We start from the raw sequence: 22,726 nt of genomic DNA, 5'->3' as shown, positions 1-22,726 counted from the left end.
CCATCTCGATCGCTTTATAGTATCAGACGACGATTCTAATCTGAAATTCATTTCTTGGGCATTGTTCCTCGCCTGGTGCAGGTTCGCAACAGCACAATTTCTGTATGAGTGTACCTCAGGTAAGTAGCCACAGAGCTGCAGATATTGATACTCGTCCTGATGTTTTTACGTCAGAATTCATCGTGAAATAACCGCGTATCGTAACATCTACCAATGCTCTATCGCTACATAGATTGAAGTAAGCTAATGAAGTATCATACATTTATAGAACCGTAGTGTATGGTAGATTTTTCTTCAAGAAGAGTGTAGGCGATGCTCAAAATCAGAATGCTTAAAGCTGGCAACGGGGACTGTATTTTTATACAGACAGATTGTGAGTTTATCTTGATCGATGGAGGAACCGCGCAGTCTTTCAATGACTGGAAAGACTGCATTATTGGACATGTAGCAAAAATTGATTCAATTATTGTTACACATATTGATAATGATCATATCAATGGAATAATAAAATTGCTCGACCATCCATATTGCCCAACTATCGGCCAGGTATATTTCAATGGTGCAGAGCAGCTGTTTGGTAAACTGAATGAGTTTTCTCAAGCAGAGCGTAATGTTGAGATGAAACTACGTGCTCTCTCTGAAGAGTGTTCTGCTATTGAAGATAAAGAGCTAATTGGATATTCTGAAGGATCATCACTTTCTTATATGTTATCCAGTAAAGGCATCGAGTGTAATCCGGTTGTCTCTGGTGGTGCTGTTTATCGGGGTGTATGCGAGTTTTTCGAAATTGGTTCTGTTAAATTTACTCTGATTAGTCCAATCCAAGATTCTCTTTGCGAACTTCAACAGTTTTGGCAATGCAAATTATCAGAGCGAAGGATAAAGCCTCGCGTCATTAGTAAAGATTATTATGATGCTTTCGAAAAATACATCGGAGGATTAAGAGGGGAATTGAATGATAATCATAGAGTTTCCTCTATCAACCAATGCTCTATAGAAGCGCTAGCAAATACGAAATTTGAGGATGATACTTCACCAACGAATAGGAGTAGTTTTTCATTCTTAATTGAGTTTGATGGAAAAAGAATTCTTTATTTAGGGGATTGTAATGCGACTGTTGTTACTGATTGGTTAGAGCTACAAAGTGAGAGGATTTTAAATGTTGATATTGTCAAGATCTCTCACCATGGAAGCAAAAATAATACGAGTCTAGAGCTTCTAAGGCGAATAAATAGTCCGAAATACTTTATTAGCACCAATGGTAATTCGCATGGACACCCAGACCTAGAAACTTTAGCAAGAATTGCTTTTGTTAATAGTAATAAGGAAATCGAGATATATTTTAATTATGCTCTTGATGTAATACCAGACTGGTTCGTCGCTGACATTGCAAAAAACTATCCAATGATAAAGCTTTTAATGAGTTCTTGTGAGGTGGAACTATGACAAATAGAATATTAGAAGAGTTTAATCTTGAATGTATATATATACTCAATGCCTTGTTACCCAATAATTCAACAATGCGAGGGACATGCTTTTCTATAGCAAACGATCTGTTGTTAACGGCGAATCATGTTGTAAATGGCGCTTCATCAATAAAAATATTTCTCTCAAGTGATTTATTTTCTCTTGGACAAGGGATTGATGCTGAATGCATTTATAGCAATGAAAGTTTAGATATGGCTATATTAACTGTACCTGAAGGGACGATAAATACCGCAATACCGCTTTATTCAACCGCTGTTAATTTGGATAGTGATGTTAAATCTTGCGGCTATCCTGTAGAGAAAGAGCATTACCATGCACCTATCAGGGTTAAAGTAACAAACACATTTTCACATATGAGTAGTCGTGAATATAGTTTTGAAGTTTCCCAATCTAATACAGTTACTAAATACAGTGGTATGTCCGGTTCACCGATAATGCATGAGCAATATTGCATAGGGATTTTGCTAGTTCAACAAGGGGGAAATACACTATATGCATTATCTGTAAAAGATTTTCTTATTGATGCTGGTATGCAAGATATAGTGAAAAAATACGATGTAAAGATAACAGTGCAAGATGGAGTTGAATACAAATCACCTGATTACCCTTCCTCACCATTTAAGTATTGTATCAATTGCAATGCGGATCATCCAAATATCAAAGGGATTGATATAGGTTTTACAATGAAACAATGGAATATCAGCGAGTTTACTGAATCTGTATATGATTGGATCATAGATTATTCTTTGTCACATAAAGAAAAAACCAATTTTAATGGAAGTGATAGGAGTCTATTCAAATATGCTAGATCTCGTTATCCTGTTGATGATTTAAATGCTTTAGGTGACCTTTGTTTACATATAGCGATCCGAGAGTCTTACTCGACAATCCCAATAATGAATAAAGTCTTCGATGTGAACAATAAAACTTTCTCATGTACTCATGCCGTGCTTAATTTTGATGGGATTGAACTTTGGATTGGCGCGTCCGCGGTTACTCAAAGTATTGAGGAAGCAACTCTGTCTGCAATTGAAAGTATTAAATATATATTGGATGTTAAGTCGATAAAAAACAGATTGATTATGCTCACGTCGGAAATAGATGATTCATGGCCTCATAGAGAAAAATTAAAACGACTAGCAGATTCTAATTTGGAATTAGAAGAAAGATTCGATAAAATAATAATTCCAGTATTCATAATGCATGATAGTGAGTTAATTAAAAATTATAACAAAGATGATTTCTTACTCCTGTTCAATGAAAAGGTTGCTAGTTGCAGAGAACTATTACAAAAAGATACAGAGGGAAGTATCATTAACTTAATTGATCTTCGGGTTTTTTATTTCCCAGTTTCGGATATTAATGAAGTTAATAGTGCTTTGCAGAAGGAACTAAACTCATGAGCCAGTGGTACCAAGAAGCTAAGACTAAATTGAATAATCCAATGTTTTCACAATGGGATGATTTTTTATTATCTTTAGTAAACGAATTCAACGGACATGTTAATGAGTCATTAGTTCAGGATATTGTTATTAGGGCCATGGAACGTAAAAGTGAAATGACCAATGGTTTCATTTTGGACCATATCCTCGGTGAATTAGGACTTTTCCCTTACATTGATAATAATAGTACATCGAAAGATGAATTTAGGAAGGCTATTTTCACTACTCCGCAGGATGAAACAAAGGTTTTCCACATTCGCCAAGCTGAAGTTTTTCACAGAATTATGACTGGTGAAAATGTAATATTGAGTGCGCCAACAAGTTTTGGTAAAAGCCTCATTATTGAAGCTTTGATTGCTAGCAACGAATTTAACAATGTAGTAATAGTTGTTCCAACAATTGCTTTGATAGATGAGTTAAAGAAAAAACTCTATAAGTATAAAGATAATTACAAGATCATCACTCAAGTGTCACAACAACCGAGTGAGCGAAATGTTTTTATTCTTACACAAGAAAGAGTTTTAGAATATAGCATAAGCTCAGTCGACTTCTTTATTATCGACGAATTTTACAAGCTTGCACCATCAAGTAAAAATGACGAGCGTTGTGATCGACTCAATCTTGCATTTAAGGAGCTATATTCAAAGTGTAAGAGATTTTACATGCTAGGACCACGAATAAATGGTCTTTTTTCAGGAATCGAGCAGGAATTAAGATGTATTTTTCTAAGGTTTGATTCGTATACCACAGTAGCAACTAATGAGTTTTACCATAAGTTAAAAACCACTGGTGCTGATGCAAAGGTTGATGTTGAAAGAGATGAAATCCTAAAAGATATTTTATCAAATGTCGGTAGGAATGAACAAACAGTCATTTATTGTAAATCACCCAAAAGAGTTAGTTCGCTAATGTGCCGATTGCTTGCGGCTAATATACTTTCTCCTGATAATGCAAATAATGATCTTGCTAGTTGGCTTTCTGTAAATTTCCATGATAAGTGGTCATTGATTGACGGCTTACGGCATGGGATTGCCTACCATCATGCACAGCTCCCAAGGGCAGTAGGTTCATTAATTGTGGATTTGTTTAATGAATCAAAAATAAACATTCTAATTTGCACATCGACTTTAATAGAAGGTGTAAACACTAATGCCAAAAATATTATTATCTACGATGACTGTATCACCAGAAGAACCAAGTTGGATATGTTTACGTTCAATAACATATCTGGTCGTTCTGGACGGATGTTTGAGCATTATGTTGGGAATGTTTTTATTTTTGGTGAAAAACCACAAATTGAACTTCCATATATAGATATTCCTGTTGTAACTCAGAGTGAAAATGCGTCAGAGTCATTACTACTACATTTAGGTCAAGATGTTAATGATGAGAATAAAAATAGAGTGAGAAAGTTTTATGAGCAAGATGTGCTCCCTATGCAAATATTACTTAAACACCAAGGTATTGATCCAAACAAACTTATAAGTTTTGCGGAAAAATTAATCGAAAAATGTAATGCGTGGAATCCATTGATGCGCTGGGATAGCATTTATCCTACATCTAATGAATTGCTGCATCTCTCAAACATATTATTTGATAACTTTAATGTGTCTTCGATGGGAGGAGGTACAGTTAGAAGTGCTTCACAGCTTCATAAAAAACTTTGTGATGTTATAAATAAAGTGGACGATAAAACACTGATTCTCGAGGATTTTAATTTCTGGGGAGGAAGGGATAAAACCTATACCATAGATGATGCTGTTCAATCTGTATTCAATTTTAAGAAAAGTCTTGTTAATTATAATTTGCCTATAATAATTTACGCTGTTAGTGATATTCAGGAGGTAATATTCAAGAGGTTTGGGTATACATATGGGGATTACAAACCTTTTGCATCTACATTAGAAAATTTTTATTACCCTGCAGCAGTTAACTCTCTTGAGGAGTTCGGTGTGCCAAATCAAATCGCAAAAAAAATATTCAACAACAATCACTTTGATAATGCCGATGATATCGACTCAGTTATTAATACTCTGATTTTAAAAGATAAAAACTCTTATACATACTTAACTGATTTTGAGATTGGTTTTATAAGAAAAGCTCTGTCTTACATGTAGGTTGTTTGTAAAATAAGCATGGCAGTAATTGCTGTCATGCTTTGGTTTTTATCTTTGCAGCAAGTTATTTAGATGTAAGTTAGTAGATTATCTTTGCTTTACCATTTTGCCGCCAATGTTTAAACAAAGGTTATGGATAAAAAATTAGTAGTTCCTCGTTAAGCACTTTTTAATTAAGTGAATATTCATAGCTGTATGAAGACATTACCAACATCGCGGTGTATTAATCAACGAGGAACAGGTCAACATTTTACGTAGTAACGTAGATTATAAATCGGCGCATGCATTCTCACACTAGGCGAATCTAAAGCGGACGCTCATGAGGGTATCGGCCAGATATTCTTTACAGTCTGGACTTCCAATAATTACAAGCAATAGCTACCATGCGGGTGAGTGGTGATTATCGTGAAGCCACTCCTCCACCCGTCGTACCCAGCTTATCAGCGTTTAGTTGGCTGATCCTAACTTGAGCGAGCGAGAGAGAGAGAGAGAGCATATGCAGTCCGACCTTATTAAAAAAAGAATCATTGGTAACCTAATCGGCGAAGTCGTCGAGCTAGATGCTTCTTCTCTCGAGATCGTTGGACATAGTCTCATTGAATTGCTCGAGGAAAATCGCCTAATCCATCACGGGATTAATAAAGAATATCGGCCTGTTGGATACACTATCGACACCTTTTCGCAAGATTTCATGATCGCCGGTGAATACAGCGCAGAGAAAGAGTACTTTCATGGCAAGGTTAGCAAAGCGTCAGCCGGGCAAGATACAGAGGGCGCTATCCCCGAAGCCCCCGTTACGACTTACGCTAAGATCGAGAACGATATTAAGCATGTCCTTGATCATTCAGCAGGTAAGTTGCCCCAAAAAATCTATCTGATATGCAGCCAAGAGGAGCCAGAATCTTTTCGCGCGAAATTCAATAGCACGGCGATCGCTCAGGAACATGGAGAGCGGCTTAACATTCTTGATGCACGCGAGTTGGCAAGGCTAATCTTCGAATTCTCCACGCAGAATCACACGGCTGCTGCTTTCTATACCGGTTTTTTCCCTGGTTTTTCCCAAGACCTCGACAACTATGCCTATTATGGCAAGGCTCCTGCATCATGTGAAAATCACGTCTCCGATGCTGCTGTGGTGGTTGCAATACGCGACCACTTCGCTCAGGGAAACCGTGTTTGTCTACTAACCGGCATCAGCGGCTCTGGTAAGACGCAGGCGACTATCGACTACCTGCATCAGGAAGGTTCGCGTTACGAAAACTACTTATGGATCTCTGGGGGGACTGGAAGCCGGACTCCTCGCTAAGTTCAGTTCAACGCGCTAGAGGTGGCGTCGCTGTTAATGTGGCGGGCATCTTCAATAACTATAAGACGTTGCTTGTTATCGACAGCCTGGAGCGTGAGTTAGTCGAGAACTCACTTGATGATCTCTCGAAGGGGTTCGAGCGAGGCGGTCATGTAATAGTAACTTCACAGCTCAATCCAGCGAGCAAATCAGTGCTTCATATGCCTACAGCCTCGGCGGAGGTGGCTGCCGCCATTTTGGGCGAGGACAGTAATAGGCTAAGTGCAACAGCAGCAAAATTTATCGAGGCTTGTAGATTCTCCCCCTTATTCTCGCAACTGTTCGTAAGCTGGTCGAAGCCGAAAACGTACCGCGCGAAGAAGTCTATGAAGAAATACTCGCCGAACCGCAGGTCATTTCAGATAGTAATGGCGCAGCAATTATGGGCAATATCTTGCAGAGATTGGACTCAAGATATCTCCTTGGTCTGCAAAAGATTGCAAACTCTGGATCATTCTCGAATGACGCCAAGTTTCTCGGGCATTTCCTAGGGCACGCCGTAAAGTTTCACCTTCAGCGTCTGTCGATACTAAAACCTGCAGTCGCGCCAGGGCTTCTGTCTGTGCACGACCTCATCTGCCAAGCCGTTCGTGACAAACCAGATGTCGAACTCATTGCCACCGCCGTTTCGCAGTATGTTGAAAAGCACTCGGGGGAGATGCTCCCTAGTGTAATTCGACAGATTCACTTATGCACATCTCAGCTTACGGAAAGCTATAAGCGACGTCAGACCCAGCAGCCAGATTGGCTGACTTACGCTTTGTTGCAACTGGATAGTGGCCGTAATCTTGTAAAAGATCAGGAACTTCATCGCCGAAGTATTCACTGCGGAGCGCCATTGCAAGAGCTGCTTTGTGTCATCGATGCGCAAGAGGCATTTGCCTATTCACTGGATCATGACGATCGACTTCAGTACTTCGGTGCTTGTGCAGAAGAATATGGCAAGGCTCAGCAAGGAGATCCAGCATCTGAAGAGAATCTCGAGCTTTTGCACCATCAGGGCAAGGCATTGCGCCGCTGCGGTAGATTTGAAGAGGCTCTGAGCTGCTTTCAAAAGCTTCTAGAGATTCGTCCCGAGTGGCATGCAACTTATCTACAGATTGCGCATATGGGGACACAGAACAAGGCCGACGAATCAATTAAAATGGCGGGAGCGCATGCAATGCAAACTCTCGTCGAGCGAGTTATCGCAGCTCCGTGGGATGTTCCATTACGAGTCTCATTAGCATCCGTCGCGCGACTTCGCTCCTACAGGAAGGTTGCCAACGAGGCGGTGAGCAATACTGAGCAGGTGCAGTCTCTTGCAGATGTGATTGCTCTGTCGGCTTTAGAAGGACTAGACCAATTTTATGAGGCCTACCTGTCTTTCACCTCCATTTTTGCCTATCAGCATCCGGAGATTTGCGTGGCGCTGGCTGAGGGATTCCCAGAGATTCTCTCCATGCCACCCGAATTGGTTGATAAGAGCCAATGGATTAGTGCGTGCGAGTCGCTTGGTAATACTGCAGTAGCAGCAGGCGAAGCAGGAAAGACTGATTTACGCGATAGAATCACGGCGGCCGGGGTTGTATTTGCCACGGCACTAGGGAGTAAACCTGGATTCAGGAGTTATGACGCACGCGCAATCGCCAAAATGTACCTTTTAGCCGGAATGTCGGATGAGGCGTTGGATACAATCTTGAAGATTCCGCCTGAAGTCCTCAACATGGACCATTGGCTATTGTATCGCAAGGCAGAGGCAGAATTAGGAGTTGGCAAACTTGGCGATGGATTGAAGACCGCTGAACGTGCTCTTGTGCTTGCCAAAGACGATAAAAAAGGGCTTGAGCGCATCGCTAGTTATCATGAGTTGCTTAGTAAATGCCATGAAGCATTGGGTGCAACAGAGGCAGCAATCGAGCAAACGGAGGCAGCGCTGGAGGCGTGCCAGGCAGGGAAGTATAAAAATGCGTTGGTGGGGAGATTGGAAGAGCTGAAGCGGCGAGAAAGCAACCATTTACCGGAGGCTTAGGATTTTCCTGGTCCATTCTTGAACGGATGCAATTGGTCGTTTACAGCCTGTCAAGACAAGTAGAAAACTGCCATGTGTTTGCTGTCGTAACACACAGCAGTCACTCCCTAGCATCCCTAAGTTGATCCTAATATGTGTTAGACAGTCGATTAGATTCTACTGTCGCTGTATTCAAAATTGCTGATAAGTTCAGCATGATAATTACACGGAAATTTGATGAACATTTTTGATTTCGACCAAGGCAATGCTGGTGAGAATTTGGCTGCAAGTGTGTTATCTCTAATTTTCAATGGAGAAGCTCTACGTGAGACCATGCGTGGAGAAGGAATAGGGGCCCTTGATCTTCAGTTGAAGTATCCAGTCAATTTTCCCAGCCCAACCCACGCACAAGTAGCTGTGCAAGTTAAAACCGGATCAAGCTTCGGGCGGTGGACGCCGACAAAAAATCGATGGCGCTTACAGAATATTGATAAAGATCACTTGAGAAAGTGGAAAGCTACCAATCAACCCGTAATTTTAATTTGGGTACGCCTTGATCCAGAAACAAAGATTTACTGGAAGCTCATCGACAAAAAAACGCCAATTGAGACCTTATCAGTTTCTGAAAATCACATTCTGACACCAGCCTCCAGATTTGAAATCGAGCGACTTATACATAAACAGCGCGAACCTATACGTGGAATGGGAAAGTTTACCGTTCCAGTATTCACCACTACTGCTCAAGTACGAGAATGGTCTCGTCCTAGATTTTCTAAAATCCGAGGAATTGTATCCAGCTGCCTTGGAACGATATCCATCAGCAATTATGCATGGCGACATCTAACAAGAATAACACGAGCCCAATCGCATATTCGAGATAGCTTGACAGTCTTGCCATTTGCCAAACAAATACTCGGAAAAACTCCGCACCAGATCCAAACTCTGCCTGGAACAGCAGTGCAGAATGGAAACAAGATCATCGTAAACAGAAAAGTGCTGGCGGTGTATAGAAACGTGCATTTCTCAGATAAAGGCAACTGCGTAGTATATGTAAGACTAGATGAGCAAATCATCTATGAAGACAACTGGAAGGAAAGAGCTTTGATTAGGCAGAGAGTCTTTCAAGAGCTTAGGCTGGAAAGCATTTATAGGAAAACAACGAAGAATTAGGGCGCGTCCCCCCTCTTCACAATCCTGTCCTATTCGCAGACATAAATGCCTTTGAGATCAAACACATACCTGAGAAGCGCGTGTAGGTATGATCGCGCGCGAGAGCCGGGGAGCGCGCGCTCAAATTACAGGATACACCGATTTTGTCAAGAGAAGGCTCTGGCTATACTTGCAAAGCGAAGAGACCTTTTGAGTCAAAGCTGACCACCCTGATTCGATTGTAATCTACCTACTAAATCGGTCAGGGCTAATGCTATTTTTTACAGGAAAACTAGTCATTCAAACCAGGCCAACTTGAAACTTAGCCAACGAGTTTGAACACCCTCTTCCCGTTTTCAACACTACTTCCGCTGTCGGCCTTGCTTACCAAATCAGCCCACCATTGCATCATCGGTCGCCGTTGCTCAAGATAATCACTACGGTTATAAGCGCGACGTACCTCATTTTTGTCTACATGAGCCAGTGCTGCCTCAATAACATCAGGAGGAAATCCTTCTTCATTGAGTGCCGTACTGGCGATAGAACGCAAACCGTGAGATACGAGTACGCCTCCTAAACCAGCGCGCTTGAGTGCCGCATTCACAGTCTGGCTGTTCATCGGCTGGGTTGGTTTGATACGACTGGGAAAGATAAACTCTCGGCCACCACTGAGTGACTTCATCATTTCCAGAATAGAGAGACCCTCATCGGATAGTGGAACCGTATGGTCCCTGTTCATCTTCATTCGAGCTGCAGGAATTTTCCATTCGCTAGCATTGAAATCGATCTCATCCCATCGAGCCTCAGCAGCTTCGGCAGGGCGGGTAATGGTGAGAAGCTGCCACATGAACAGACACCGCGTGGACACACTGATACTTGCCTTACGCATTGTTTGCATTAACTGTGGAAATTGATCCGGGCGGATGCTCGGCATATTTTTCTTTTGCGGTTTCTCGAATGCTTTTCCGATATTGACACTAGGAACTGCATCAATCAAGCCTGTGTTCTGCGCGTAAATCATGACTTCATTAATACGCTGACAAAGGCGTCGGACTGTCTCTAATGCACCTCTGGCCTGAACTGGCAGCACTGCTTTAACCAGAGTATGAGCCTTAATCTCAGTGACACTGATATCACCAACTGCTGGGAAAACATCTCTCTCAAGCGAGCGCCAGATATCGTCGGCATAATCCTCTGTTACGCTGGCTTTCTTCACATTCCACCAACGATCGGCAACTAACAAGAAGGTATTGGTTTTGGCCTCTTGAGAATTCCTCACCTGTTCTTTCTGATGATCCTGAGGATCGATATCTTTTGCCAATAAAACTCGAGATTCGGCTCTAAGTTTTCGCGCATCAGAAAGTGAGACGGCAGGGTAGGCAACGAAGCTCTGCTTGGTTCGCTGCTTTGTCAGAGGTCGATAGTAACGGAACTGCCAGAGCTTATTACCACTGGACTTGATTAACAGAGTAAGCCCGTCACCATCATACAGCTGGTAATCGGCATCTTTAGGTTTGGCGGCTTTGATTTCCGTATCAGTTAACGGCTTGGTTTTTCTTGCCATGGGGAGTCTCCATGCGTTTAGGCCCAACGAAAACAACAGAGCTTTTCGTTGGGCCTATCAATGGGCCTAAAAGGTTCGGATTTAATTAGTTGGCATCAGACTTCGCGGGATAAATTGAGGGCACAAAAAAGCCCGCAGGGCTTGTGCCGTGCGGGCTTTCAGGACTTCTGCGGATGGCACTGGAACCATCTTTGAAGAATTTTGGTGGAGCTGGCGGGAGTTGAACCCGCGTCCGAAATTACTACACCGTCGGCACTACATGCTTAGTCAGTTTTTACATTCGCCGGTTAGCTGCGAACAGACACGCCACTAACAGACTATCCTGATTGGATTTAACGCTTCAACCCCAGGCAAGGCATCCACGCGATCTCTTTTGGGTTTGACCTCTCTTGATCCCCGTCTTAAGAGCGGAAGCTAGGGAGAGAGGGCTCAGAGCAGGTTATTAAGCTGCTAAAGCGTAGTTTTCGTCGTTTGCGACTATTTTTTTGCGGCTTTTTACGAGGCAAACCGCCCCTCGGCATGCTCCTAAGGCTTCACAATCCCGTCGAGTCCAGAATCAGCCCCAGAACTTCAAATACTAGCAACTAAACAGCTTAAAATCCAGTGGTTAGCGCGCTGAATTCTTCATAATACGTGCTTTATCCAGCTTCCATTCGCGGTCTTTGATATCGTCACGCTTGTCGTGCTCTTTCTTACCGCGTGCAACACCAATCTTCAGTTTGCACCAGGCGTTCTTCCAGTACAGCGACAGCGCCACGATGGTGTAACCTTCGCGATTGACGCGGCCATAAAGGGAGTCAAGTTCACGTTGCTTCAGCAGCAGCTTACGGCTGCGCGTCGGGTCACAGACCACATGGCTGGAGGCAACGGCTAAGGGTTGAAAGGTTGAACCGAACAGAAAGGCTTCCCCATCGCGCAGCAGAATGTAGCTGTCGCTGATGTTGGCTTTACCGGCACGAAGCGATTTGACTTCCCATCCTTGTAACGATAATCCCGCCTCATACTCCTCTTCGATGAAGTATTCGTGACGGGCGCGTTTGTTCATGGCAATAGTGGCAGAACCGGGTTTGTGTGCTTTTTTCTTTGTCATAGTGCGGCGTATTTTACATCACTTAGTCGGTTATCGCATCCCCAGTCCAGCAGGGCGGCAGGAAACGGGATATTCTAGCACACCCTTACTCAGGGACATTTTTGTTTAATCGCTGAAAATGCTATTATTCAGCGGTTTCGTGATGAACAGGAACCATTATGGCTCAGATTAGTCGTTCGGCGCTGGTCCCGTTTAGTGCCGGGCAGATGTACCAACTTGTAAATGATGTGGATGCCTATCCGCAATTCCTGCCGGGCTGCACCGGTAGTCGCGTACTGGATGCGTCTGAAAATGAGATGACCGCGTCGGTGGATGTGTCGAAAGCGGGCATCAGCAAAACCTTTACCACCCGCAACACGCTGACGGACAACCAGAGCATTCACATGCAGCTGGTTGACGGGCCGTTCCGCAAGCTGACCGGCGGCTGGAAGTTCGTCTCGCTGGGCGATGACGCCTGCAAGGTTGAGCTCAGCCTGGAGTTCGAATTCACCAATATGCTGGTTGAGATGGCCTTTGGACGCATTTTCAAAGAGCTGGCCAACAGCATGGTGCAGGCGTTCACGCAGCGCGCCAAAGAGGTCTACCGTGCCTGATATCACCGTCGAGGTGGTCTATGCGCTGCCCGATAAGCAGTATCAACTCTATGTGAAGGTGGAGCAGGGCAGCACGGTCGAACAGGCCATCAACGCCTCCGGATTACTTGAGCTGCGTCGGGAGATCGATCTCAGCAGCAACAAAGTGGGCGTTTACAGCCGGCCGGTGAAGCTGGATGACGTGATTAATGAGGGCGATCGTATCGAGATTTATCGTCCGCTGATTGCCGATCCTAAAGAGCTGCGGCGTCAGCGCGCAGAGCGCGCGGCGGAAAGCAAAAAGTAGGGCCGTGTCGCGCCAGTGCTGGCGGATAACGGCCATAAAAAAGGCGCTCAGTGCGCCTTTTTGCTGTCTGTCTTGCAGACTTGCAGACTCTCCGGGATGCAGACGGTCTGCTGTTCGATCAGTTGCCGCTCTGGGAGAGATTCTGCTTGTTATCGATGTTGGTCAGTACACCGTTGCCATCGAAGGTCAGCGTCAGCGTCTGCTGTTTCACATCTTCATGACCCGGCTCCTGACGGAAAATGTAATACCAGACGTTGCTGCCGAACGGATCTTTCATCATCGGTGTGCCCAGCGTATAGGCCACCTGCTGCTGTGTCATACCGTTATGGATCTTGGCCACATCGTTGGCAACCAGGTAGTTGCCCTGGTTGATATCAGGACGATAGACCACGCGCTCTAAGGTGGAACATCCGGCGGTCATCATTAACATTACCACTGCCGCGGCAGTCAGCGTTTTACAGCGCATCTAAACATTCCTTTTCCGGGGCCAAACGCCTTTAACAGGCGGTTTCTTGCCATCAAAATCTGAACTCTGCCTGCGGCAGGCTTTATTACTCTGGCGACATAAGTGCCGATGATAATAAACCTTTTCGCTGTTGGAAACCTCTACAGAGCAAGCATATGACCACGGTGGGTTAAAAAAGTGCGCTGCTATGCGGCTAAAAGTTCTTTTGCGTTCGCCAGGGTATTGCGGGTGACCTCGCTGCCGCCCAGCAGTCGCGCCAGTTCCTGCAGACGCGCCCGCTTGTCCAGCGGCTGCATGTGGGTTTCGGTCATCGCGCCATCGGTCTCTTTACTCACGTAGAAGTGCTGATGACCACAACCCGCGACCTGCGGCAGGTGCGTCACACACATGACCTGCGTGGACTCGCCCAGCTGACGCAGCAGTTTACCGACCACCGCAGCGGTCGGGCCGCTGATCCCGACATCGACTTCATCGAAAATCATCGCCGGGGTTTCCATTTTCTTCGCGGTGATCACCTGAATCGCCAGCGCGATACGGGACAGCTCACCACCGGAGGCGACTTTGCCCAGCGGCTGCAGAGGCTGACCCGGGTTGGTTGTCACCTGGAAATCGACGCGGGTGGCACCGTCTGCGGTGAGCTGGTCCGGATTAAAGGCCAGCGCGATGCGGAACTGGCCATGCGGCATAGAGAGCAGGTGCATACTCTGGGTAATCAGTTGCTGCAGCTCATCGGCGTAGTGACCGCGCTGCTGATGCAGCTGCTCCGCGCTTTTCAGCGCGGCCTGATAGTGCTCACCAACCAGTGACTGCAGGCTCTCCTGGTCGCTCTCATGCTGTGACAGCAGCTCGGCTTCTGCCAGCAGCTGCTGATGCAGTTCAGGCAGCCCTTCCGGCGTGACGTGATGCTTACGCGCCAGAGCAATCTGACGCGAAATACGCTGTTCCAGTTCATACAGGCGGTTCGGATCCAGATCCAGGCTGTCGCAGTAGTGGCGCAGCTCGTCGCTGGCTTCGCTCAGCTGAATCGCCGCCTCTTCCAGCAGGTTGTGCACGCCGTTCAGCTTCTCATCCAGCGAGGTGAGTTCAGCGATCATCTCACGCGCGCTGTAGAGCAGACTGTGAAGGTTGTTGTCATCGCTGTCAGCTAACAGTTGCAGCGCCTGCTGACTGGTGGAGAGCAGCTGGCCGCTGTTGGCCAGGCGCTTGTACTCTTCGTCGATCTGCTCATATTCGCCCTGCTGCGGCGCAAAGTCATTCAGCTCTTTCAGCTGATACTGCAGCAGCTCGCGACGTGCTTCGCGCTCCTGCGCCTGCTGCTGATGCAGCGCCAGGGTGCGACAGCTCTGGTGCCAGGTCTGATAGCTGGCGCGCATCTGCTGCAGCAGATCGTCGTGACCGGCATAGGCATCCAGCAGATGTTTCTGGTGATCGGGCTTAAGCAGAAGCTGATGGGCATGCTGACCGTGGATCTGAATCAGTAACTGGCCGAGATCGCGCAGCTGAGAAAGCGGCACGGCCGTGCCGTTGATAAAGCCGCGGGAGCGACCGTCTGCACTGATGACGCGGCGCAGCAGACACTCGTTGCCGTCATCCAGATGGTTTTCTGTCAGCCAGCGCTGGGCAGAAGGGGAGGATTTAAGCTGAAAGCGGGCGCAGAGATCGGCCCGGCTGGCACCCTGACGCACCATGTCGGCATCGGCACGACCACCCAGACATAACCCCAGCGCATCGATCGCAATGGACTTACCGGCACCGGTCTCACCCGTGATTGCTGTCATACCGCGTTGGAAATCAATGTCGAGCTCACGAACGATAGCAAAGTTACTGATGGTCAGTTGGGCCAGCATAGGTTCACCTGTACGAATAAACACATATGGTTTTTCATACAGTATAAACTGGTTTTTTATCCAGTAAAGAGGGGAGGCCGGATTTCAGAACAATTTTTTTGACCAGCCCAGTTTAGAGCTCAGCGTATTGAAATAACTGTAATTTTTCGGGTGTATCAGGTTGAGATGATTGGCGCTGCGCCGGATAAGCACATCCTCACCTTCCTGGATCGGCAGTGCGATCTGGCTGTCGCAGCTGATTTCCAGGTCGCTGCGGCGCGAAGAAAAGCGCAGGCGAATGGTGCTGCTGCTGTTGATCACCAGCGGTCTTGCCGAGAGCGTATGCGGGAACATCGGCACCAGCACGATAGCTTCCAGAGAAGGTGTCAGGATAGGCCCGCCCGCAGAGAGAGAGTAGGCTGTGGAGCCGGTCGGCGTGGAGATAATCAGTCCGTCGGAGCGCTGAGAGAAGGCGAACACTTCATCGATATAGACTTCGAATTCGATCATGTGCGCGACTTTACCGGGATGCAGCACCACCTCATTGATGGCGGAGCCGATGCGCGGCGAGCAGTCCGACTTGCAGACCTGCGCCTCCAGCAGAAAGCGGCTCTCGACGAAATAGTTGCCCTGCAGCACCTCATCCAGCTGCTGCTGCGCATTGTCCGGGTCCAGGTCAGTCAGAAAGCCCAGGTTCCCGCGGTTAATGCCGATCACTTTGATGTCATAACGCGCCAGCACGCGCGCCGCGCCCAGCATGTTGCCGTCACCGCCGACCACGACCGCTAAATCCGCCTGCTGACCAATCTCCGCCAGCGTGCCCGTTTCTACGTCGTGAAGCGACAGCTCCTGCGCAATCTGCTTCTCAACGATCACTTGATAACCTTTGGCCGTCAGCCAGCGCCAGAGCATCTCATGCGTGGTTAACGCGGTGGGATGGCGCGGATGACCCACAATACCAATGCAGTTAAAGTGTTTGTTCATCTGGTCGGTGTTCCTTATAAGCCAAAACGGCAAGGCAATGTGATAGGTTCCCTTGAATCCGTCATACCAATCCCCATAATAAGCCAACCAGCGAAATGAATGTGCAAAACGCGGAGAAATTCATGAGTAGTAAAGAACAGAACACCCCAAACGAGCAAGTCTCAGACGAAATTCAGCAGGATCAGCAGCAACCTCAGGACGCGGAGACAGCAACAGAGGTGGATCCGCGTGATGAGCGTATTGCTCAGCTCGAAGCTGAATTAGCGCAGTCGCAGACCGGTGTACGCGATGCTCAGCTGCGTGCGCAGGCTGAAATCGAGAACATTCGTCGTCGTACTGAGATGGACGTTGAGAAGGCGCACAAGTTCGCGCTGGAAAAGTTTGCCAACGAACTGCTGCCGGTTATCGACAGCCTGGAACGTGCGCTGGAAGTCGCGAACAAAGAAGACCCACAGCTGGCGTCGATGATTGAAGGGATCGAACTGACCCTGAAAGGCCTGCTGGGTGCCGTGCGTAAGTTCGGTGTCGAAGTGGTCGGAGAGACAGGCGTGCCGTTCAACCCGGAAGTGCATCAGGCGATGTCGATGATGGAGTCTGAAGAGTTTGAGCCGAACCATGTCATGCTGGTGATGCAGCGTGGCTATACGCTGAATGGTCGCCTGCTGCGTCCGGCGATGGTGGCGGTGGCCAAAGCCAAAGGCTGATTCATCCCGGAATCCCTGACACGGCCGCGCACTGACGCGGCCGTGTGCGTTCTGGCGTTAAGCCGGTAACACCGGCGTCCAGTCCACCGGCTTTTTACCGGCCGCAGTCAGCAGTTCATTGGTGGTGGAAAAGTGTCTGCTGCCGAAAAAGCCGCGATGCGCGGAGAGCGGCGACGGATGCGGCGCCTGCAACACATGATGGCGCTGGCGATCGATGATGCTGCCTTTCTTCTGCGCGTGGGATCCCCACAGCAGGAAAATCACCCCTTCGCAGTGCTGATTGATCGCCGCGATCACGTTGTCCGTAAACGTCTCCCAGCCGAATTTCGCATGAGAATGCGCTTTCCCCGCCTCAACCGTTAACACCGTGTTCAGCAGCAGCACACCCTGTTTAGCCCAGCTTTCGAGAAAACCGTGGTCAGGCTTCTCAAAGCCGGGAATATCCTGCACCAGCTCTTTATAGATATTCTGCAGCGAGGGCGGCACCTGAACGCCAGGCAGCACCGAGAAGGCCAGGCCGTGCGCCTGATGGGGGCCGTGATACGGATCCTGACCCAGGATCACCACGTTAACGTCTCCCAGTTCCGTCAGGCGAAAGGCGTTGAACACATCTTTCTGGGGCGGATAGACGGTCACGCCCGCCGCACGTCGATCGGCGACCTGCTTCAGCGTCTCGACAAAATAGGGTTTCTCTTTCTCTTCGGCCAGCACGTCGTGCCAGGTCAGCTTCTCAGCCATATTTCACTCCCTTCGCGTTAATGTCAGTAAGCTTAGCGGTTCCGGACACAGAGCAGAAGGTAAAATAATTTGAAAAAATACAAATTAAGTTGAAAGCGAGGGCGTTGTGAGATCAAGGGGTTAGCGTGAAAGGCGATTTTATAGCTGATTAATATTGATACAGGTCAAAGCTGCCATAAATTTAGGGTGGTATACCGGGGCCTCAAAATTGATTTATTCACGTATTACCCGGGAGACGCAATTATGATCACTGGAATCCAGATCACTCAATGCAGCAATGCAGAATTACTGAACTCATTCTGGCTGCTGGACGAAGAGAAAGGCGAAGCACGCTGCCTCTGTGCCAAAGCGGGCTATGAAGAAGATCAGGTCGTCGCCATCCGTGAACTGGGCGAATTCACTTACCGTGAAGTGCCGGTTGAAATCAAGCCTCAGGTTCGTGTGGAAGGCGGACAGCATCTGAATGTCAACGTTCTGCGCCGCGAAACGCTGGAAGATGCCATTAAGCATCCGGAAAACTATCCGCAGCTGACCATCCGTGTGTCAGGCTACGCGGTGCGTTTTAACTCCCTGACGCCAGAGCAGCAGCGCGATGTCATTACCCGTACTTTTACTGAAAGCCTTTAAGCGCCTGAGTTTACGGGTGCTGAAAAAGAGCGCAAAGCGCACACAGCAACTATTAGCAGACAAATTAAGGGGATAGGGCATCTGACTCTGGATGCCCGGCCAGCACTCTTTTAAAGCGCGTACGCTGACCGTAAAAGCGGGATGAAAGGGCTGTTACTCTCTGTTAAATAAAAAAAATCGCCTCCTGCGAGGCGATTTTTTTATTGCGGCGACGATTTATTCCGCATTCTCGTTCGCTGGTGCACTGCCGCTTGCCTTGCGGCGTTTGCCGACATTTTTCGCGTCGCGATGACGTTTCTTCACGCGCGGTTTTTCCGTTTCGCTTGCTTTCTTCTCGGCACGCTTCGCCAGCACCTTTTTCGACGGTTTTCCGGTGGTTTTAGGACTCGGTGCGCGCGTAACCGGGCGCAGCTCATCAATCACACGCGCTTTGATCGGCTCGTTCACGTAACGGGTGATTTTGCCCAGCAGAACGAAGTCATGCGCCTCAACCAGCGAAATGGCGATGCCTTTACGGCCCGCGCGACCGGTACGGCCGATGCGGTGCAGATAGGTATCGGCGGTGCGTGGCATATCATAGTTGAAGACGTGGCTGACCTCCTCAACGTCGATACCGCGTGCGGCGACGTCGGTCGCCACCAGCACGTTTACGCGGCCTTCGCTCAGGCGTTTAATCGCTTCGTTACGCTTGGCCTGCACCATTTCGCCTTCGAGATAGCTGGTGCGAATCCCCGCTTCGTGCAGCCAGCTCACCAGCTCATGCAGACGTTCACGCTTGCGCACGAAGACGATGCTGCGCGTCACGTCCTCCTGCTGCAGCAGGTGGATCAGTAATTTGGTCTTGTGGTCCAGATCGTCCGCGCGGTAGTACCACTGCTGGATCTTTTTGCGCTCGCGGCGGCTCGGATCGGCCTCCAGCTCCACCGGATCGTTCAGCAGACGCTCCGCGAAGTCGCGGATGTTGTCGCCTTCCAGCGTGGCGGAAAAGAGCAGCGTCTGTTTGCGCCAGCGGGTTTCTGCCGCGATGGTTTCGATATCCTGGGCAAAGCCCATATCAAGCATCCGGTCCGCTTCATCCAGCACCAGCGTCTCGACGGCGCGGCAGTCGAAGTTCTCTTCTTTGATGTACTGCAGCAGGCGGCCGGTGGTGGCGACCACGATGTCCTGGTTTTCGCTGAACACTTCGGCGTGGTTCATATAGGCCACACCGCCCGTGATGGTGGCGATATCCAGATGGGTATGTTTCGCCAGCTCACGCGCATGGTCGGCGACCTGCATCGCCAGTTCGCGGGTCGGGGTCACGATCAGGATACGTGGCGGGCCGGATTTCTTGCGCGGAAAATCAAGCAGGTGCTGCAACGCCGGTAACAGATACGCGGCCGTTTTCCCGGTCCCGGTAGGTGCCGAACCCAGAACGTCGCGGCCCTCCAGTGCGGGCGGAATTGCAGCAGCCTGGATCACTGTTGGGCGCGTAAAGCCTTTTTCCTGCAACGCTTGTAGCAGGCTTTCGTCAAGTTCGAGTTCGGAAAATGTGGTTACTGTCATGGTCTACCTCAGTTTGGGGCGCTGATTATAGACAGATCAGAGTGAATCTTCATCTGTTAATCCGTTCCGGCTGTGTCCGGCGTTGTCTGTTACGTGAAATCACGCTGTTGTCACGTTACACTCATGCGCTGCCGGACGGCAGGAAAAATCGATGGTAGTGACGAATGATGCAGGATAAGCCGCGTAAACGGCCACAGTTAAACAATAACGGATTTACCTTTAAACAATTTTTTGTCGCACACGACCGCTGTGCGATGAAGGTGGGCACCGATGCCATTCTGCTGGGGGCCTGGGCGCCGGTTGCCGGGGTCAGGCGCATTCTTGATATCGGCAGCGGCAGCGGACTGATCGCGCTGATGCTGGCGCAGCGTACGCCGTCAGATATTGCCATCGATGCGGTGGAGCTGGATGCCGACGCCGCGCAGCAGGCGCAGGAAAATGTGCAGCAGTCACCCTGGCCGGCGCGTATCGCAGTTCATCAGCAGGATATCGCCAGCTGGGCGGAGGCGTGCGATAAACGCTATTCGCTGATTGTCAGCAATCCGCCCTATTTTGCGCCGGGCGTAGCCTGCGCCAGCGCGGCCCGCGACAGCGCCCGCGCCACGGCCTCGCTGGACCATCAGACGCTGTTGCGCAGTGCGGCGTTACTGATCGAAGAGGAGGGGATGTTCTGCGTGGTGCTGCCCGTGGACATTGGTCAGACATTTATCACGCTGGCGCAGGCCGATGGCTGGCATCTGCGCTTCCGGCTGGACGTGGCGGAGTATGCTCATCGTCCGCCACACCGCGTCGTGCTGGGGCTCTCGCCGCAGGCCGGAGAAACGCTGCTGGAGCGCCTCGCTATCCGCGCGCCCGACACCCGCTATTCGGATGAGTGGTGCGGCCTGACGCAGGCGTTCTACCTTTTTATGTAGCCAGAAGGGGCCAGCACGGTCGGCAGCGCCTCCGGCAGTAATGCCGGATAGTCGCGGATAAAGTGCAGGCCGCGACTCTCTTTCCGCGCCAGCGCACAGCGCACCATCAGTTCCGCCACTTGCACCAGGTTCCGCAGCTCCAGCAGATTATTGGAGAGGCGGAAATGACGATAATATTCATCTATCTCCTGCTGAAGCAGAGTGATGCGGCGTAATGCCCGCTCCAGCCGCCGGGTCGTGCGGACAATGCCGACGTAATCCCACATGAACAGCCGCAGCTCGTGCCAGTTGTGCTGGATCACCACGCGCTCATCCGCATCATCCACCTGGCTCTCATCCCAGGCGGGCAGCTCTGTGACGGCCTCAATGGCGGGCAGGGTACGCATCAGCTCTTCGGCGGCAGACCAGCCGTAGACCAGACACTCCAGCAGCGAATTGGACGCCATGCGGTTTGCGCCGTGCAGGCCGGTGTAGCTCACTTCACCGATGGCAAACAGGCCGCTGACGTCGGTCTGTCCATGCTGGTCGACGACCACGCCGCCACAGGTGTAGTGCGCGGCGGGCACAATCGGGATCGGCTCTTTGGTGAGATCAAAGCCAAAGGTCAGCAGCTTCTCGTAGATCATCGGGAAGTGGGCGCGCACAAAGGCTTCGGGCTGGTGGCTGATATCCAGATACATACAGTCGACGCCGAGCCGCTTCATCTCATGGTCGATGGCCCGGGCGACGATATCGCGCGGGGCCAGCTCTGCGCGTTCATCGAAGTCGGGCATAAAACGGCTGCCGTCGGGACGCAGCAGCCAGGCCCCTTCGCCGCGCAGGGCTTCGGTTAACAGGAAATTCTGCGCCTGCGGATGAAACAGGCAGGTCGGATGAAACTGATTAAACTCCAGATTGGCGACCCGGCAGCCCGCACGCCACGCCATCGCGATGCCGTCACCGGAGGCGATATCGGGGTTGGTGGTGTATTGATAGACTTTGGCCGCGCCGCCGGTGGCGACCACCACGGCTCGCGCCTGACAGGTTTCAACCTGCTCGCGATTCCGGTTCCAGATCCAGGCCCCTATCACCCGGCGGGGGCCAGGCAGTCCGCTTTTGTCTGAAAGGATCAGATCGACCGCGTTGGTGCGCTCCAGAATCCGGATGTTGGGATGGCTTAGCGCCTGGCTTACCAGAGTGGTTTCCACCGCGTGGCCGGTGGCGTCCGCGCTGTGCAGAATACGGCGATGACTATGGCCGCCTTCACGCGTCAGGTGATAGCGCATATCGCCAGCGGCCTGGGGATCGAGGTCAAAGGCTACGCCATTGTCGATCAGCCACTGCACGCAGTGACGCGCATTGCTGGCCACAAAGGAGACCGCCTCGCGGTCGCACAAGCCTGCGCCAGCAATAAGCGTATCTTCGATGTGTGACTCGATGCTGTCTGTCTCATCAAATACCGCAGCAATGCCGCCCTGTGCATAGAGCGTCGAGCCTTCATTAACCTGCGCTTTACTGAGAACGGTCACCTGATACTGCTTTGCCAGCCGTAACGCCAGCGACAATCCGGCAGCACCGCTGCCGACAATTAAAACATCACACTGATAATCCGGGGTTGTTTTCATCATAATGTTTAATTTACTAAACAGGACCTGACCTGAGCATAAGCCCGAACGGGTCTGCTGTGAAGTATTTTAAACAGCGCAGGGTGTGTTTTGGCGAACGGCTTTCTGAATCCGAATCTGATCAATGAGTTAAAATGGTGCGCTTCTTCGTCATGTTTTTTATAGCAAACGCATAAAACCTGACGGATTTAATGATGAAAAAGCTGTTGTCATAGGTTACTCTGCCAGCGATTTGTGCTCCTTACACTGAACGA

General features: G+C 49.1%; 19 protein-coding genes and 1 other RNA gene. 11 read left to right on the top strand and 9 right to left on the bottom strand.

Going from position 1 to position 22,726, the window contains the following annotated elements:
• The first annotated feature begins 312 nt into the window (after window positions 1-312).
• The 6 genes from AB1748_RS15605 to AB1748_RS15580 all read left to right on the top strand — a co-directional run bounded on the left by AB1748_RS15605 (window position 313) and on the right by AB1748_RS15580 (window position 9,552).
• Entirely contained in the window at window positions 313-1,446 is a 1,134-nt protein-coding gene (locus AB1748_RS15605; protein ID WP_367395712.1) for a ComEC/Rec2 family competence protein, read from the top strand.
• Window positions 1,443-2,891 (top strand): Hachiman antiphage defense system protein HamA, encoded by a 1,449-nt coding sequence (locus AB1748_RS15600; RefSeq protein ID WP_367395711.1) that lies wholly within the window; start codon window positions 1,443-1,445, stop codon window positions 2,889-2,891. Before AB1748_RS15605 ends, AB1748_RS15600 begins: the two co-directional genes overlap by 4 nt.
• Entirely contained in the window at window positions 2,888-5,047 is a 2,160-nt protein-coding gene (locus AB1748_RS15595; RefSeq protein ID WP_367395710.1) for a DEAD/DEAH box helicase, read from the top strand. Before AB1748_RS15600 ends, AB1748_RS15595 begins: the two co-directional genes overlap by 4 nt.
• A 496-nt stretch (window positions 5,048-5,543) precedes the next feature.
• Window positions 5,544-6,353 (top strand): hypothetical protein, encoded by an 810-nt coding sequence (locus AB1748_RS15590; protein WP_367395709.1) that lies wholly within the window; start codon window positions 5,544-5,546, stop codon window positions 6,351-6,353.
• Window positions 6,354-6,774: 421 nt separating this feature from the next.
• Window positions 6,775-8,403: a tetratricopeptide repeat protein gene (locus AB1748_RS15585; protein WP_367395708.1), complete on the top strand. Its 1,629-nt coding sequence runs from the start codon at window positions 6,775-6,777 to the stop codon at window positions 8,401-8,403.
• A gap of 216 nt (window positions 8,404-8,619) precedes the next feature.
• Window positions 8,620-9,552 (top strand): DUF4365 domain-containing protein, encoded by a 933-nt coding sequence (locus AB1748_RS15580; RefSeq protein WP_367395707.1) that lies wholly within the window; start codon window positions 8,620-8,622, stop codon window positions 9,550-9,552.
• Between the two features lie 301 nt (window positions 9,553-9,853).
• Here AB1748_RS15580 and AB1748_RS15575 read toward each other — a convergent pair whose 3' ends face one another.
• The 3 genes from AB1748_RS15575 to smpB form a co-directional block, all read right to left on the bottom strand.
• The gene (locus AB1748_RS15575; protein ID WP_367395706.1) at window positions 9,854-11,095 is read right to left on the bottom strand and encodes an integrase; all 1,242 of its coding nucleotides are present in this window, start codon (window positions 11,093-11,095) and stop codon (window positions 9,854-9,856) included.
• 202 nt (window positions 11,096-11,297) lie between these two features.
• Window positions 11,298-11,659, bottom strand: a transfer-messenger RNA (tmRNA) gene (ssrA, locus tag AB1748_RS15570).
• 43 nt (window positions 11,660-11,702) lie between these two features.
• Window positions 11,703-12,185 carry an SsrA-binding protein SmpB gene (gene smpB / locus AB1748_RS15565; RefSeq protein ID WP_111140615.1) on the bottom strand — a complete coding sequence of 161 codons (483 nt, stop codon included), beginning with the start codon at window positions 12,183-12,185 and terminating at the stop codon, window positions 11,703-11,705.
• Between the two features lie 158 nt (window positions 12,186-12,343).
• Between smpB and AB1748_RS15560 the strand changes: the two genes are divergently transcribed.
• Entirely contained in the window at window positions 12,344-12,778 is a 435-nt protein-coding gene (locus AB1748_RS15560; protein WP_111140614.1) for a type II toxin-antitoxin system RatA family toxin, read from the top strand.
• Window positions 12,771-13,064, top strand: a complete 294-nt coding sequence (locus AB1748_RS15555) for an RnfH family protein (RefSeq protein ID WP_128084390.1) — start codon at window positions 12,771-12,773, stop codon at window positions 13,062-13,064. Before AB1748_RS15560 ends, AB1748_RS15555 begins: the two co-directional genes overlap by 8 nt.
• Window positions 13,065-13,182: 118 nt before the next feature.
• On the opposite strand, the gene bamE is transcribed toward AB1748_RS15555, so the two are convergent.
• From bamE to nadK, 3 genes are all read right to left on the bottom strand, one after another.
• Window positions 13,183-13,530: an outer membrane protein assembly factor BamE gene (bamE, locus tag AB1748_RS15550; RefSeq protein WP_111140612.1), complete on the bottom strand. Its 348-nt coding sequence runs from the start codon at window positions 13,528-13,530 to the stop codon at window positions 13,183-13,185.
• Between the two features lie 185 nt (window positions 13,531-13,715).
• Entirely contained in the window at window positions 13,716-15,377 is a 1,662-nt protein-coding gene (gene recN, locus AB1748_RS15545) for a DNA repair protein RecN (RefSeq protein WP_293772992.1), read from the bottom strand.
• Between the two features lie 84 nt (window positions 15,378-15,461).
• The gene (gene nadK, locus AB1748_RS15540) at window positions 15,462-16,340 is read right to left on the bottom strand and encodes an NAD(+) kinase (RefSeq protein WP_146240859.1); all 879 of its coding nucleotides are present in this window, start codon (window positions 16,338-16,340) and stop codon (window positions 15,462-15,464) included.
• A 122-nt stretch (window positions 16,341-16,462) separates the two neighbouring features.
• Between nadK and grpE the strand changes: the two genes are divergently transcribed.
• Window positions 16,463-17,044, top strand: a complete 582-nt coding sequence (gene grpE, locus AB1748_RS15535) for a nucleotide exchange factor GrpE (protein ID WP_288476905.1) — start codon at window positions 16,463-16,465, stop codon at window positions 17,042-17,044.
• A 57-nt stretch (window positions 17,045-17,101) separates the two neighbouring features.
• Here the strand turns inward: grpE and ung are convergent, their stop codons facing one another.
• The gene (ung, locus tag AB1748_RS15530; RefSeq protein ID WP_111140609.1) at window positions 17,102-17,782 is read right to left on the bottom strand and encodes a uracil-DNA glycosylase; all 681 of its coding nucleotides are present in this window, start codon (window positions 17,780-17,782) and stop codon (window positions 17,102-17,104) included.
• Between the two features lie 243 nt (window positions 17,783-18,025).
• Here ung and grcA point away from each other — a divergent pair, with 243 nt between their 5' ends.
• Window positions 18,026-18,409 (top strand): autonomous glycyl radical cofactor GrcA, encoded by a 384-nt coding sequence (gene grcA / locus AB1748_RS15525; protein WP_367395705.1) that lies wholly within the window; start codon window positions 18,026-18,028, stop codon window positions 18,407-18,409.
• Between the two features lie 216 nt (window positions 18,410-18,625).
• On the opposite strand, the gene srmB is transcribed toward grcA, so the two are convergent.
• Window positions 18,626-19,954: an ATP-dependent RNA helicase SrmB gene (gene srmB / locus AB1748_RS15520; protein ID WP_367395704.1), complete on the bottom strand. Its 1,329-nt coding sequence runs from the start codon at window positions 19,952-19,954 to the stop codon at window positions 18,626-18,628.
• 164 nt (window positions 19,955-20,118) lie between these two features.
• Between srmB and AB1748_RS15515 the strand changes: the two genes are divergently transcribed.
• Entirely contained in the window at window positions 20,119-20,868 is a 750-nt protein-coding gene (locus AB1748_RS15515) for a tRNA1(Val) (adenine(37)-N6)-methyltransferase (protein ID WP_367395703.1), read from the top strand.
• Here AB1748_RS15515 and nadB read toward each other — a convergent pair.
• Complete coding sequence (nadB, locus tag AB1748_RS15510; RefSeq protein ID WP_367396349.1) at window positions 20,853-22,472, bottom strand: L-aspartate oxidase; 1,620 nt, start codon at window positions 22,470-22,472, stop codon at window positions 20,853-20,855. The genes AB1748_RS15515 and nadB overlap by 16 nt on opposite strands.
• Between the last annotated feature and the right edge of the window lie 254 nt (window positions 22,473-22,726).

This window comes from Pantoea sp. Ep11b (assembly GCF_040783975.1).
Taxonomy (GTDB): domain Bacteria; phylum Pseudomonadota; class Gammaproteobacteria; order Enterobacterales; family Enterobacteriaceae; genus Pantoea.
This window is presented reverse-complemented; position numbering and strand designations above follow the sequence as displayed.

What these genes read in the sequence shown, in the direction of transcription:
- AB1748_RS15605 (WP_367395712.1), top strand. Translation starts at nt 313, where the DNA reads ATGCTCAAAATCAGAATGCTTAAAGCTGGCAACGGGGACTGTATTTTT.
- AB1748_RS15600 (WP_367395711.1), top strand. Translation starts at nt 1,443, where the DNA reads ATGACAAATAGAATATTAGAAGAGTTTAATCTTGAATGTATATATATA.
- AB1748_RS15595 (WP_367395710.1), top strand. Translation starts at nt 2,888, where the DNA reads ATGAGCCAGTGGTACCAAGAAGCTAAGACTAAATTGAATAATCCAATG.
- AB1748_RS15590 (WP_367395709.1), top strand. Translation starts at nt 5,544, where the DNA reads ATGCAGTCCGACCTTATTAAAAAAAGAATCATTGGTAACCTAATCGGC.
- AB1748_RS15585 (WP_367395708.1), top strand. Translation starts at nt 6,775, where the DNA reads ATGGGCAATATCTTGCAGAGATTGGACTCAAGATATCTCCTTGGTCTG.
- AB1748_RS15580 (WP_367395707.1), top strand. Translation starts at nt 8,620, where the DNA reads ATGAACATTTTTGATTTCGACCAAGGCAATGCTGGTGAGAATTTGGCT.
- AB1748_RS15575 (WP_367395706.1), bottom strand. Translation starts at nt 11,095, where the DNA reads ATGGCAAGAAAAACCAAGCCGTTAACTGATACGGAAATCAAAGCCGCC.
- smpB (WP_111140615.1), bottom strand. Translation starts at nt 12,185, where the DNA reads ATGACAAAGAAAAAAGCACACAAACCCGGTTCTGCCACTATTGCCATG.
- AB1748_RS15560 (WP_111140614.1), top strand. Translation starts at nt 12,344, where the DNA reads ATGGCTCAGATTAGTCGTTCGGCGCTGGTCCCGTTTAGTGCCGGGCAG.
- bamE (WP_111140612.1), bottom strand. Translation starts at nt 13,530, where the DNA reads ATGCGCTGTAAAACGCTGACTGCCGCGGCAGTGGTAATGTTAATGATG.
- recN (WP_293772992.1), bottom strand. Translation starts at nt 15,377, where the DNA reads ATGCTGGCCCAACTGACCATCAGTAACTTTGCTATCGTTCGTGAGCTC.
- nadK (WP_146240859.1), bottom strand. Translation starts at nt 16,340, where the DNA reads ATGAACAAACACTTTAACTGCATTGGTATTGTGGGTCATCCGCGCCAT.
- grpE (WP_288476905.1), top strand. Translation starts at nt 16,463, where the DNA reads ATGAGTAGTAAAGAACAGAACACCCCAAACGAGCAAGTCTCAGACGAA.
- ung (WP_111140609.1), bottom strand. Translation starts at nt 17,782, where the DNA reads ATGGCTGAGAAGCTGACCTGGCACGACGTGCTGGCCGAAGAGAAAGAG.
- grcA (WP_367395705.1), top strand. Translation starts at nt 18,026, where the DNA reads ATGATCACTGGAATCCAGATCACTCAATGCAGCAATGCAGAATTACTG.
- srmB (WP_367395704.1), bottom strand. Translation starts at nt 19,954, where the DNA reads ATGACAGTAACCACATTTTCCGAACTCGAACTTGACGAAAGCCTGCTA.
- AB1748_RS15515 (WP_367395703.1), top strand. Translation starts at nt 20,119, where the DNA reads ATGATGCAGGATAAGCCGCGTAAACGGCCACAGTTAAACAATAACGGA.
- nadB (WP_367396349.1), bottom strand. Translation starts at nt 22,472, where the DNA reads ATGAAAACAACCCCGGATTATCAGTGTGATGTTTTAATTGTCGGCAGC.